This window comes from Caviibacter abscessus, from assembly GCF_001517835.1.
GTDB classification, from domain to species: Bacteria; Fusobacteriota; Fusobacteriia; order Fusobacteriales; family Leptotrichiaceae; genus Caviibacter; species Caviibacter abscessus.
Genome location: NZ_LOQG01000032.1, coordinates 34571 through 48134, shown reverse-complemented (window position 1 = coordinate 48134; position 13564 = coordinate 34571). Strand labels below are relative to the sequence as shown.

At 27.3% G+C, this 13564-nt stretch carries 10 protein-coding genes; all 10 read right to left on the bottom strand.

The window, feature by feature from the left end:
• Positions 1-28: 28 nt before the first annotated feature.
• Positions 29-667, bottom strand: coding sequence for a 16S rRNA (guanine(527)-N(7))-methyltransferase RsmG (gene rsmG, locus AWT63_RS04400; protein WP_068268607.1), 639 nt, complete (start codon positions 665-667; stop codon positions 29-31).
• The gene (gene mnmG, locus AWT63_RS04395; RefSeq protein WP_068268606.1) at positions 664-2550 is read right to left on the bottom strand and encodes a tRNA uridine-5-carboxymethylaminomethyl(34) synthesis enzyme MnmG; all 1887 of its coding nucleotides are present in this window, start codon (positions 2548-2550) and stop codon (positions 664-666) included. The genes rsmG and mnmG overlap by 4 nt, the downstream gene beginning before the upstream one ends.
• The gene (locus AWT63_RS04390; RefSeq protein WP_068268605.1) at positions 2550-3203 is read right to left on the bottom strand and encodes a potassium channel family protein; all 654 of its coding nucleotides are present in this window, start codon (positions 3201-3203) and stop codon (positions 2550-2552) included. The genes mnmG and AWT63_RS04390 overlap by 1 nt, the downstream gene beginning before the upstream one ends.
• An 11-nt stretch (positions 3204-3214) precedes the next feature.
• Positions 3215-4552 carry a TrkH family potassium uptake protein gene (locus AWT63_RS04385; protein WP_068268604.1) on the bottom strand — a complete coding sequence of 446 codons (1338 nt, stop codon included), beginning with the start codon at positions 4550-4552 and terminating at the stop codon, positions 3215-3217.
• A gap of 52 nt (positions 4553-4604) precedes the next feature.
• Positions 4605-6407 (bottom strand): peptidylprolyl isomerase, encoded by a 1803-nt coding sequence (locus AWT63_RS04380; RefSeq protein ID WP_068268603.1) that lies wholly within the window; start codon positions 6405-6407, stop codon positions 4605-4607.
• Positions 6408-6508: 101 nt separating this feature from the next.
• Positions 6509-7717, bottom strand: coding sequence for an MFS transporter (locus tag AWT63_RS04375; RefSeq protein WP_068268602.1), 1209 nt, complete (start codon positions 7715-7717; stop codon positions 6509-6511).
• A 16-nt stretch (positions 7718-7733) separates the two neighbouring features.
• Entirely contained in the window at positions 7734-9467 is a 1734-nt protein-coding gene (locus AWT63_RS04370; protein WP_068268601.1) for a proline--tRNA ligase, read from the bottom strand.
• Between the two features lie 147 nt (positions 9468-9614).
• Entirely contained in the window at positions 9615-10952 is a 1338-nt protein-coding gene (locus tag AWT63_RS04365) for a C1 family peptidase (protein ID WP_068268600.1), read from the bottom strand.
• Between the two features lie 96 nt (positions 10953-11048).
• Positions 11049-12827 carry an NAD nucleotidase gene (gene nadN / locus AWT63_RS04360; protein WP_068268599.1) on the bottom strand — a complete coding sequence of 593 codons (1779 nt, stop codon included), beginning with the start codon at positions 12825-12827 and terminating at the stop codon, positions 11049-11051.
• 17 nt (positions 12828-12844) lie between these two features.
• Positions 12845-13495 carry a hypothetical protein gene (locus tag AWT63_RS04355; protein WP_068268598.1) on the bottom strand — a complete coding sequence of 217 codons (651 nt, stop codon included), beginning with the start codon at positions 13493-13495 and terminating at the stop codon, positions 12845-12847.
• Positions 13496-13564 lie beyond the last annotated feature (69 nt).

Here is a 13564-nt window from a genome sequence, read left to right as displayed (position 1 = left end):
AATTCAACTATTTTTTCAAGAATATGAGCTATAATGGATTTTTAACAGGTATACCCGTTTTTCTTGGGTATTTTAATTCAGTCTTTTTTATTTTCTTTATTTCTAAAACTACTCTTTCATCTTTACTGTTAGGTAAGTTAAATCTATGTATATTAGTCAATTTACAACTAAGTAATTTCATTGCGTTTTCAGAGTCTTTTAATTCACCATCATTTAATTTTTGTGGCAAAAATCTTCCATTAACTTTTAAAAAAGGTATTTCATACTCAAGAATTATTCTAAGGTTTGCAACACCTCTACAAAGGCCAACATCAAATTTTTCACGCATATTTTCAATTAATTCTTCAGCCCTTTTTGTTGAAGTCTTAACATTTTTTAATTCTAATTTTGCTATAACTTCATTTATGAAATCTATTTTCTTTTTAACTGAATCAACTAATAAAAAATTTTTATCAGGATTTACTATGGCTAATACAAGACCTGGAAAACCTGCTCCTGTACCTATATCTATTATATTTTTATCTTCCTTTTTTAAAAGATCATTTAAAAGTAATGAATCCATAAAATGCTTTTCTATTATATCTTCTTTTTCTCTTATTGCTGTTAAATTCATTACCTTATTTTTTTCAATTAACATTTCTAAATATATATTTAATTTATCATTCATTTTAATTTTCCGTCCAAATACATTATTAAAACTGATATATCCGCAGGGGTAACTCCTAAAATTCTTGATGCTTGACCCAATGTATATGGTCTTTTCTTATTTAACATTTGTTTTGCTTCTCTTGTTATACCCTTCATAGCATTGTAATCAAAATCAAGTGGAATTTTTCTTTCTTCCAATTTTTTATTTTTTTCCATCATTTGTTTTGCTTTTGCTATATATCCCTCGTATTTAATACTTACTTCTATTTGATATTCTATATCATCTGAAAATTCAAGTTCATATTCCAAATTCATTATACTTGCAATATTTTTAATATCTTCATAACTTACTTTAGGTCTTCTTAAAAATTCTTTTAAAGTTACTCCACTTTTTACGGTTTCTTCATACTTTTCAAGTAACTCCGAAAATATTTTATTACTTGTACCAACATAAGTTTTACCTAAATTTTCTATTGTCTCTTCCACTATTTTCTTTTTATTTTGAACTCTTTTATATTCATCCTCACTTACAAGTCCCACTTTATATCCATATTCAGAAAGTCTCAAATCAGCATTATCTTCCCTTAATATTAAACGATATTCTGATCTTGCTGTAAACATTCTATATGGCTCTTCGATTTGCTTTGTTATTATATCATCTATCATAGTGGCTATATATGAGCTATCCTTGTATAGTATAAGGGGCTCTTCATTTTTTAAACTTAAACTTGCGTTTATTCCTGCCATAAGTCCTTGTGCCGCAGCTTCTTCATAACCGCTTGTACCATTTATTTGTCCTGCAAGATAAAGACCTTTAACTTTTTTAGTTTCTAAAGTATAATCAAGTTCTTTTGCATCAACAAAATCATACTCTACTGCATACCCATATCTCATTATTTTTGCATTTTCCATTCCTTTTATTGTATTTACCATTTGTTGCTGATAAGATGCAGGATAACTTGTTGAAAGTCCACTTATATACACTTCACTTGTATCAAAACCTTCTGGCTCTAAAAATAGGTGATGCGAATCTTTATCACTGAATTTTACAATTTTATCTTCTATTGATGGACAATATCTAGGCCCTGTACTATGTATAGTTCCGTTATAAAGAGGTGCTTTATCAAGATTATTTAAAACTATGTCGTGCATTTTTTGATTTGTTCTTGTTAAATAACAAGATAATTGGGCTCTTTTAGACACATCTTCATCTTTACTTCTGTTTGAATATTTTAAAATTTTTGATGTTTCAGCTTCTTGTTCTTCAAGTATACTAAAATCTATTGTTCTTTTATCAATTCTAGGTGATGTTCCAGTCTTAAATCTTCTAACTTCAAGACCTAAATTTAAAAGTGATGATGTAAGTTCTTTAGCACTTAATTCTCCCATTCTTCCACCTTCAATGATTTTATCACCTATGTATAAAAGACCATTTAAAAACGTTCCAGTGCAAAGTATTAATTTTTTTGTATTAAATGTTAATCCATTTTTTGTACTGACAGCTTTTATTACTCCGTTTTCACTTATTATTTTTGTTACAATATCTTGAATAATATCTAAATTTTCTTGATTTTCAACAGTTTTTTTCATATTTCTTGCGTATTCTTTTCTATCCGCTTGAGCTCTCAGTGATCTTACAGCAGGTCCCTTTTTAGTATTTAATATTCTCATTTGAACGAAACTTTTGTCCATATTAACACCCATTTCTCCGCCCAAAGCATCTATTTCTTTAACTAAATGGCTTTTTGCAGGACCTCCAATAGATGGATTACAGCTCATCATTCCTATATTATCAAGTGTTATTGTAAACATTGCAGTTTTATGTCCTAATCTTGCAGTTGCAAGAGCTGCTTCAATACCGGCATGTCCTGCACCTACAACAATTACATCATAATCTTTCACTATTCTATCATATCCCCCATTTTTTTTGTTTCACCTAGTATTATTAAGGTATCATTTTCAGTAAATGAATAGTTAGGTGAAGGTGTTACATCAATTTTGCCGTCTTTATCTTTAACAGCTATAACATTGGCTGAATACTTGTTTCTAAAATCCAGTTGCATTAAAGTTTGTCCTACAAACTTTTTAGGTAATTTTATTTCAAATATTGAATATTCATCAGAGAAATTAAAATATTCTACTACTGATGGATTCATAACAGAATAAGCAATTTTTGCTCCCATTGATTCTTCAGGATATACAATTTGTGTTGCTCCAACTTTTTCTAATACCTTACCCTGTATTTTAGTTTTTGCTTTGCATATTATATTACTTACATTTAAATCTTTTAACATAAGTGTTACAAGTATGCTATCTTGTACATTTGTTCCTATACATACAAATGCTGTATCAAAACTATCTTTAACAATGTTTTGAAGTGCATTTTCATCGGTAGCATCTATTACAATAGCATCTTCTACTATTCCCTCATCTAATACTTGTTGTACTAAATCTGATGAAGTATCTATTGCAAGAACTGTATTTCCATTTTCATATAAAGTTTTAGCTATTGTTTTACCGAATTTTCCAAGTCCTATTACTAAATAGTTTTTCATTTTTTCTCCTCTTATCCTATAAGCACTGTTTCTTCAGGATATTTATATTTACCTGTTTTTAATTTTTTCTTTGAAATTGCAAGTAGAACTGTTAAAGGTCCAATTCTTCCAATAAACATAGTTAATATTATTATTAATTTTGAATAAATTGATAATTGTCCCGTTATACCCATGCTAAGTCCTACAGTTCCAAAAGCCGATACCAACTCAAACATTAATGATAAAAATGTTTTGTCGCTATCAAACACAGAAAGTAAAAATATTGCTATGAAAATATACAAGATTGAGACTATAAGTATGGCTGTTGCCTTGTTAAATAAAGTCCAAGATAATTTTCTTTTTTCATATTCAATATTTTCTTTACCTGTTACAGCAGTTACTATACCAAATATCATTATTCCTAAAGTTGTTGTCTTTATTCCTCCACCTGTTGAACCAGGAGATGCTCCAACAAACATTAAGAACATATAAAGCAATATAGTTGGTGTTTTAAGATAAGCAAGATTTATAGTTTGAAAACCTGCTGTTCTTGTAGTTACACTTTGAAAAAGTGATACAATAAACTTTTCAGGCAACGTTAAATTACCTATTGTTTGTGGATTTGAATATTCAATTATAAAGGTTATAACTGTACCTAATATAATTAAAGAAACAGATATCATTATCGCAAGTCTTGTACTTAATGACAATTTTCTTCTAATACCTATACTTGCATTGTATAAATCCAAAATTGCTGCAAAACCAAGTCCACCAAGCACTATTAAATATATTATTATCATATTTATTGAAGTATTTGCATAATATGATTCCAAACTATTTGAGTAAAGTGAAAATCCTGCATTACAAAAAGCAGATATTGAATGAAATATTGAATAAGCTATCGCTTTTTTCAAATCATATGACCTTATATATTGAGTAAAAAGAAGTATTGCTCCTACAAACTCAATAGAAAAAACAACTAATGATACTCTTTTTAGATAACTAGGTATCTCAGTTATTATGTTATAGTTTAAATCTTCACTTACTATTTTTTTTGTATAATAACCCATTTTTCTTGATAAAAGTAATATTATCATTGAAGAAAAAGTAAGTATTCCAAGTCCACCCAATTGAACTAAAATGATTATTACAATTTTACCAAATACACTATAGCTTACACTTATATCACTTACTGTAAGTCCTGTAACACAAACTGCCGAAGTTGATGTGAAAAGTGACTCAATAAATGATTTACTCATATTATCCGCACTTGATATAGGTAAAGATAATATAAAAGCACCAATTAATATTATTAAGGCAAACGATAATAATATCTGTGTATATGGAGTCAATTTAAAAGTTTTTTTCATTTTTTCCCCATTTTTAAATTAAGGACAATCCTTAAAGATTGTCCCTATCTATTTATTTTGATATTTGTGCATTCGCATATTCAAATGCTAATTCAGTTCTAATTCTATCTTTAACTTCTTCAAATTTTGCTTCTTTATATTCAATTTCCTGAGTTTTTTGTATAATCACAAATGAATCTCCTAATTCTTTTTCAATTATATCTCCAACTTTAGAATCAAATATCGCTTTATTTGTTTCATAGTTAAATCCTAAATGTGGTAATGCATCGTTTATTGTTTGTTTTGCAAAGGGTTCTTTAATATCAAACTTATCATATGTACCACTCTTATCTTGAGCTATTGCTTCCCAAGTTAATTTATTTTCTTTTATTTTATTAGCTATTTCCCTAACTTGTTTTATAGCTGCATCTTTTGTTTCTTTAGAAATTTCGGGTTTTATTAATATGTGTTTTGTATCATACATGTTAGCATTTTTTTCATCTTTTGCTACTACATAAATTATGTGGTAACCAAATTGACTCTTAACAGGTCCTACTATAGTTCCAACTTTTGCTTCCTTTACAGCTTTTGCATATTCAGAAACAAGCTTAGTCACATCAACCATTCCTAAAGCTCCACCTTTTCCTTTTGTACCTGGATCTTGTGTAAACTTATCTGCTTGTTCACTAAAGTTTTGTACTGTTAATCCTGCTTTTATTTCATTTGCTTTTTTTAAAGCCCTTTCTTCATCTTCTTTACTCGCAACATATTTCATACCAAATATTTGACCTGACACTGTATTTGCAACATCATATCTTTTCTTATTTTGTTTAAACCATTCTTGCATTTTTTCATTTGTAGGTTGATACGTGTCAATTAAAAAATAGAAATAATTTTGTAATAAATTAAGTAGTTTGTTCATAGGGTTTAAACCATCTAAAACCTTAACTCCTTTTTCACTTGCTTCCTTATATTTTGCAATTAATGATGTAAGATTTTCTTTCATTTCATTATTTACAGTTTTTTCTAAATCATCAGTATATCCTAAAGGTGATTTAACAAAAGAACTTAAATATTTTGAAAGCATTGATTTTCTTGTATATTCGTACTCATCAACTTTAACTTCAACTTTTTTTAAATTATCAAATAATTTTACAATTTCTTTATCTTCATATTTTACACTTATTTTCATATTTTTAAATACTTCTTCACGAGCTGAACCAAGTAAAAATACTACATTTTGTTCGTAATATAAAGATTTTACATCTTCTTTAGCTTCATCAAATGTTTTTCCTTCAAATTGGCTATATTTAAATCTATTATATAATTGTTCTAATTGTGTATCTGTAGGTTTAATTTTAGCTTTTAATTTATCAACTGTTTTTTCATATAATAATGTAGTTTTAATTTCTGATTTTAACTCAGTTAAGTTTGTCCCTCTTTGTGCAAGAAGTAAAGATAATGTATCAGAACCACCGACATTTTTTTCTATTTCCTTTAGTTTATTACTAATGTCAGTTTTACTTACTTCTACTTTTAAATTATTTGCAAGTATCATATATGATGCTTTATCTATAAGCTTTGCAAGAGCCATTTCTTTTATTTTTTCTTCAGGCAATTTTTTATATGTTTTTTCATCTATTGCCGCTTTATTTTGTTCATAAAAATTATTTATTTGACTTGTTATATTTGCTATTTCTTTATCATAATCTTCTTTATAGACCTTTTCACCATTCACACTAAATAATACTTGTTTTTTATTGCTTAAATACATTGAAATGTAGTTGTATCCCATATATGCTACCGATACTACAACAGAAACTATAATTAATAATGTAACAAGCTTCATATATTTACCGAATTTTCTTAATGCCATTTCTCCTCCTAGAATTGCTTTTTTGCTATTAATTATAGCATTTTACATATTAAAATGCAAATGTTTGACTATTATGAAAATAAAAAAATCTCTTCATCTAATCATGATAAAAAGAGATCTTTTTCTGTTTTTATTTTAAAAAATTTATATATCATTAAAATTGCTAGAATTATAACAATTGAAAAGTTAAACATAACAACTTTATTTATATCAAACACTTTAAGTAAAAAACTAACCGTAAATAATATCATTACTGAAACAATACGAGCTAATGTAGATTTTAGTGATATTAATGAACTTATATTTTCTTTTGATAATTCTTTTGAAAAAATGGTATTAAAATAATAACTAATAGATGTAAAAACAAATACTAATATGGTATATATAGCAATAAATATTACTTTATTTTGTACAATTAACATAGAAATTAAACCAAACATCATTAAAACTACGACAACAACATACTTAAAATATTTTTTTATACCTTTTATTTCAACTATAGGTGTATACGATGATACTATGCCTATTACTTGAAATACAAGGTAAAATATAAAGAAAAATCTAGCATCTATATTCTTATTTATAAGTAAAGCTTGCCATAACTGGAAATGTGTTTGAAAAAATATTTGAAATACACAAAATCGCAATAAACTATATTTTAAAATTTTACTACTACGTAATTCCATTAATGAGGTTTTTATATGTAAATATACACTTTGTTTTTTCATATTTTCAGACCTTTTATAATTACTTTCAAATAAAAAATAAATAATCATAAAAGAAGTTAATATCAATAATACTGAAATTAAATATATATTTTTTCCAATTCTAAAATATAAAAATGAACCTAAAGTACTTCCTATAATTAGCGATAAAAAGTACACTTGATTAGATTTTTTAAAAAAATTATTTAAATAATTGTTATCCTCTACGTTTTTTATATCATTTATAATATCAGCATCTAATGTTCCACTATTTAGTGCCTCAGAAAATCCATAAATAAACCAACTTAAATAAAGCATGTACACATTATTAAAATAATATATTGAGAAAAAACTTATTGCTAAAAATACATTTGAACATAAAAAAACTGTTTTTCTATCGTACAAATCACTCCAAAGTCCACTTGGAAACTCAAACATTAATATACTTAAGCTAAAAGCAGACTGTATTAAAATTATATTTGAAAGTGATATGCCTTTTTTTAATAAAAATATTGTTAAAACCGAATGTGGCAATGATCTTGCAATCGTTGTCTGTACTGTTGAAATAAAGAATAAATTTATATTTTTTCTAAGTTTATTTCCCATTTAAAATTCCAAATGTTTATGATAATTTCTGTAAGTTTTTAATTGTATTTAATATGTAATTATTAATATCATCTAAACTTACTTCAAAACCATTTTCTTCACTTCTTAATTTTACCTCAACAATATTTTCAGCTGCTTTTTTCCCCACTATTATTTTTATAGGTATTCCTATTAAATCAGCATCTTTAAATTTAAATCCTGCTTTTTCATTTCTATCATCTATTATTACATCAATATTTAAACTTTTTAAATCTTGATAAATTTTTTCACTTACGTTAACAATCTCTTCATCTTTTGAGTTTGTAACTATTACATCTACTTCATAAGGGGCTATTGATATAGGCCACTTTATACCTGATTCATCATTATATTGTTCAACTGCCGCTGCTGCTATTCTTGAAACACCTATACCATAACAACCCATAATAACAGTTTGTAGTTTTCCATTTTCATCTAAAACTTTAGCATTCATACTTTTACTGTACTTATCTCCAAGTTTGAATATATGACCTACTTCTATTCCTCTTGCAATCTTTAGTGTTCCTTCTCCTACAGGGCTTAAATCTCCCTCTCTAGCTGTTCTTATATCTGCTACAATGTCATATTTTAAATCAGAAACATTTGTGTTTATATAATGATAACCAAGCTCATTTGCTCCACTTACAAAATTATACATATGCTCAACTGTTTCATCAATAACTATCTTAATTTTTTCATTTAAACCAGACAATGGTCCCATATATCCTTTTGCAACTGAAAGCTCTTTTATGTCATTTTCATCAACTAAATCAAGTTCTACATTTAATCCGAAAGCATTTTTTACTTTAATTTCATTTACTTCCAAATCTCCTCTTATAACAGCTAAATAATAATTTACCTTATCTTCAAGAACTTCTTTTAATAAAACTGATTTTATTGTTTTACTTTTAGGTACATCAAAAAACGTTGCTAATTCTTCTATTGTTTCACAATTAGGAGTTGCTATTTTTTCTATATTTTTTTTATCTTCTTTTGGCTGTTTCATATCAACTAATATACTTCTTGCCTTTTCAATGTTAGCTGCATAATCTGTTGTATCTGAGTATAAAATATCATCTTCTCCAGCTTCTGCAAGAACCATAAATTCATGACTTTCTGCACCACCTATTGAACCTGTATCAGCTTCAACAGCTCTAAAATTAAACCCACATCTTTTAAATATTCTATTATATGTTTCTTTCATATTTTGATACTCTAAATCAAGAGACTCTGTTGTTAAGTGGTAGCTGTAAGCATCTTTCATTATGAATTCTCTACCTCTCATAAGCCCAAATCTAGGTCTTATTTCATCTCTAAATTTTGTTTGAATTTGATACATGTTAAGAGGTAAATCCTTATATGACTTCACCATATCACGGAAAATGCAAACAGAAACTTCTTCATGCGTCGGACCAAGCACAAAATCTCTAGAATTTCTATCTTGAAATCTCATAAGTTCAGGTCCATATGCAAAATATCTACCTGATTCTATCCATAAATCAGATGGTTGCATTATAGGCATAAGTAATTCATTTGCCCCTGCTCTATTCATTTCTTCTCTAACTATATTTTCTATTTTTTTTATAACTTTTAACCCTAAGGGTAAATATGTATAATTTCCTCTTGAAATTTGCTTTATCATTGAAGCCCTTAACATCAACTTATGACTTATAGTCTCTGCTTCCTTTGGACTTTCTTTAAATGTTTTAATTAATGCTTTTGAAAATCTCATATTTCATCACGACTTTAAAAGTCTTTCCTTTCTACTGTATGTCATATATTTTATCATCATTTGACAAGGACTTCAACAAATAAAAAAGATAAATAAAAAAATCATATGAAAATATAATAAAACACTCCCTTATAGGGAGTGAAATCATTATTTCATTATTGCAAGTGAACCCATAGGATCCCAAGGTTTAAGAACAATAGGTTCTTGTTCTATTAATTTTCTTAATTCTTCAGGTAAATATTTTTTATTTACTACAACTTGATAAGTAAATCTATCCATCCATTCATCAGTCATAAGGAAATATCCCTTATTACCTGGTGTTTCTCCCCAGCTGTTTTCAACTTTCCAACGATTTGATTTACCATCTAATATATTAACACCTGATAATACCATTGCATGAGTCATTAAACTTTCGCAATAATCAAGCGTTACTTCCTTAGTCATATTAAAATCTATTCCATACCCTTTTTCAAATTCATATACATTAGAATCTAAAAGCCCTAATTCTCTATCTGATCTTTGACCTACATCACAACCGAACCAAACAGAAACTCCATCTTGAATTTGTGATATTGCTGCTGCTTTTAATTCATCCATAGTAACATTTAGGTATTTTATTTGTTTTCCTCCAATAACATTACCTAAATAATCAACTGTAAATGTTCTATGATATGGTTTGTCTTTTGTAGGAGCATTTATTAAACTTATATATTCATCTAAATTTATTCCTACATATTTTTCATAAAAATCTTTTGGTGTTAAAGCTAGATCTCTATGGAATTTACCATCTTTATCATAATATTCAAAATCAAAAGTTTTAGGTGGTTCTCCTAAACTTACACATAAGAAAGTATAAATTTCATCAAGCATTTCTTCTTTGATTTCTTGTAATTTTTCAACAGTTAATCCTTCTGCTCTTTTTGTTCTTAAAATATGTGCATTTTTTCTAAGTTTTTTATTTAATAAATCATTCATAACCATTGAGCTTGTGCTTTGGAAAACTTCTGGCATAATTGATTTAGGTACTACACCATATTTTTGTATTATAGATACTAACATATCCCATTGACCACCATCTTGTTGAGGTATTGCCAATAAGTGATGAACCAATCTTGAATCTAAATCTTCATCTGCTGTTTTTATTATACTTTCTAAAAAGTAATTTGATTTTTCCAATTTATCCCAGAAAAACGTATAAGTTTGTGATAATTCAAATTCAGGCATATTAAAATCTTTATTTAATTTGTGTCTAAATGTGTTAAGTGCCGCAAACATCCAGCATCTTCCAGAGCTTTTTTGATTTGACACTTTGCCTGTTTCAATATTTTCAGAATAAACATGTATGTCTCTTATAGTTGCATCGTTATTAAACGCTGCATTTTTTATTCCATTTTTTAATACAGCATTTTGAAAAGATTTTAAATCTTTTTTGTCATAGCTTTTGCTATATTTCTCAATATCATTTAATTCTATTGATTTTTGCATATATAATACTTCCTTTCATTTGTTGACTACAGAAATTATACAACAAATTAGAAAAAAAGGCAAAAAGCCAAACAAAATGCTTGGCTTTATATATTTTTATTTTTTTCTTTCATTTGCTGGATCGAAATTAAATTTAACATTTGAATCTGTATATGATTTAAAGCTAGGATTTAATTTCATAAACTTAATTAAACTTTCAGCATCAGGTAAATATGTATCTTCTCCACCACGAGATTTAACAACTTCTCCAAATGTCTTATATCCGTCTTTTCCATCTGCAATATATGCATTTGTCCCTACTTTATATGTTTTATTAACGTCTATTTCATTCCATAATCCTGTTTTTTCATCTTGTATTTCTACTTTAACAAGTCTTTTTCCATTAGCATCTTTATATTGATTTGCTTCATATCTAATACCTGCTCCATAAGGGAATGCTCCTGTTGAACCTTGAACTAATGCGAAGTCTAATGCATCTTCTAATACTTGCTTAACTTCTGCTCCTGTCATTTCAAGTAAGTATAATGTATTAGCAAACGGTAATAAAGTATAAGCATCATTAAATGTCATATCTCCAGGTAATATATCAGATCTTACTCCACCTGAATTTTGTATTGTTAAATCAATATGTGAACCAAAGCTTCTCATTTGTGTAAGCATTGTTTCAGCAACAAATCTTGTTGCAATTGAACCTTTAGGATTTGCAGTATTTGGTATTCTGTTTGCTGAACCTCCAGGCATCTTTTCTCCGCTTATGCTTCCTATCACTTTATTTCCAAGTGTTTGTTTTTCTTTTTTGAATTTTTCTAAAACTTCTGCACCTTTTTTATCTTCAACAGCTTTAACAAAATATTTGCTAGATGCTAATTCTTTTAATATTTCTTTTCTTTCTTCACCTTCAGGGTTGTATTTTTTACCTTCTGCATTTTTTCTTTCAAATGTTGAATTTTCATGATAAGGTATTACAGGTTTTCCTTCAATTGATTCAACTATACCTTTTTTATTAAACTTAACTTTTAAATGTCCAACTAATTTTGAGTATTCCCAACCTTCAACAACATAAACAGGTTCTCCTGAAGGTGATGTAAATTTAGTAGGATATTCTTGAACTACAGGTAATCCAACTTTTCTATAATCATTATTACCAAATAAGTAATGTGTATCTCCTGTTATTATTATATCAATTCCTGTTACTTTTTTTGCTATTTCAAAATTCTTTTCAGTTCCTGCATGTGACAATAGAATTATTTTATTTACACCTTGTTTTTTCAATATATCTGCGTATTTTTGTGCTGTTTCAACTTCATCTGTAAATACTATATCCTTACCTGGGCTTGATGATTCAACTGTTTTCTTAACAGTATCAAGTCCAATAATTCCTATTTTTTCTTTACCTATTTTTTTAATTGCATATGGTTTCCAATATCCTTCTAATATGCTTCCTTTATTGGGTTTAACATTTGCAGATAAAACTGGAACTTTTAAGAAATCTAAGAATTTTTTTAATCCTTCATTTCCTGCATCAAATTCATGGTTTCCTAAAATGAAATAATCAAACCCTGTTATATTCATCATTGCAGCATCTGCTGATCCCCCAAATAATGTGAAATAAAGAGTTCCTGTAATTGCATCTCCTGCGTGTAATACGATAGGATTTTTTGATGATTTTTTTAGTCTTTTTATTTCATGTATAACTTCAGGATATCCTCCAATTTTTACTTTTGTTGACTTTCCACCCAATTTAAATGTTAATGTTTCTGGTTCTAAATGTGAGTGGTGGTCATTTATGTGTAATATATTAACTTCTATAGGTTTTGAAGCGAATATACTCGTAGCGGCTAATATGGTTGCTCCCATTAAAATTGTTTTTTTCATTGATACCTCCAATTATTTTATTTACATTCTATTTGTTTGTATGCCTTTATTATCTCATCTTTACTAGGATGTTCAAGTTGCTCTCTACTCATATCAAGGTATGAATAATTATCAAGTATAATTTTATCTTTGTTTTCACCAAGAGTATTTATAAAGCTTGCATAACCTACACGAATATTTGATGCTTTTGTAACTAATATCACTCTTCTGCTTAATAAATCCATTCTACCGTTTTTATGTTTAATTATATCTTTTATAGCTTCTGAATTATTATTGTATGAAAAAATATTTGTTTCTTTTATCCCTAAACTTTTAACTAGTTCAATAATTTTTTTATTTCCATCAACATATACACGCAAATCTTTATATAAATCATTTGCCATTACAGCTATTCTTATAGCTTCATTTGCCTTTTTCACTTCATTATCATTTATACCGAATATAACTATACTGCTTACATATTTTGGAACTAACTGATGTGATGTTTTTAACACTTCTGAAAATATATAGTCAATGTCTTTGACTTTCTTTTTTGTTAAATTGTCAAGTTTAATACTTATTTTTTCTTTATTTGCCTTTGCATTTGCCAAATTATTTATTAACTCACAATTTACACTATATGACAAAATACTGCTAATTGCCATTAAAATTAAATAATATTTTTTCATAATACTGTCTCCTTTTTTGCATAACATAATTATACTATCTTTTCAAAAAAAAACAATAATAAAAAGGAT

What these genes read in the sequence shown, in the direction of transcription:
- AWT63_RS04370 (WP_068268601.1), bottom strand. Translation starts at nt 9,467, where the DNA reads ATGAGATTTTCAAAAGCATTAATTAAAACATTTAAAGAAAGTCCAAAG.
- AWT63_RS04355 (WP_068268598.1), bottom strand. Translation starts at nt 13,495, where the DNA reads ATGAAAAAATATTATTTAATTTTAATGGCAATTAGCAGTATTTTGTCA.
- AWT63_RS04390 (WP_068268605.1), bottom strand. Translation starts at nt 3,203, where the DNA reads ATGAAAAACTATTTAGTAATAGGACTTGGAAAATTCGGTAAAACAATA.
- AWT63_RS04380 (WP_068268603.1), bottom strand. Translation starts at nt 6,407, where the DNA reads ATGGCATTAAGAAAATTCGGTAAATATATGAAGCTTGTTACATTATTA.
- rsmG (WP_068268607.1), bottom strand. Translation starts at nt 667, where the DNA reads ATGAATGATAAATTAAATATATATTTAGAAATGTTAATTGAAAAAAAT.
- AWT63_RS04365 (WP_068268600.1), bottom strand. Translation starts at nt 10,952, where the DNA reads ATGCAAAAATCAATAGAATTAAATGATATTGAGAAATATAGCAAAAGC.
- AWT63_RS04375 (WP_068268602.1), bottom strand. Translation starts at nt 7,717, where the DNA reads ATGGGAAATAAACTTAGAAAAAATATAAATTTATTCTTTATTTCAACA.
- AWT63_RS04385 (WP_068268604.1), bottom strand. Translation starts at nt 4,552, where the DNA reads ATGAAAAAAACTTTTAAATTGACTCCATATACACAGATATTATTATCG.
- nadN (WP_068268599.1), bottom strand. Translation starts at nt 12,827, where the DNA reads ATGAAAAAAACAATTTTAATGGGAGCAACCATATTAGCCGCTACGAGT.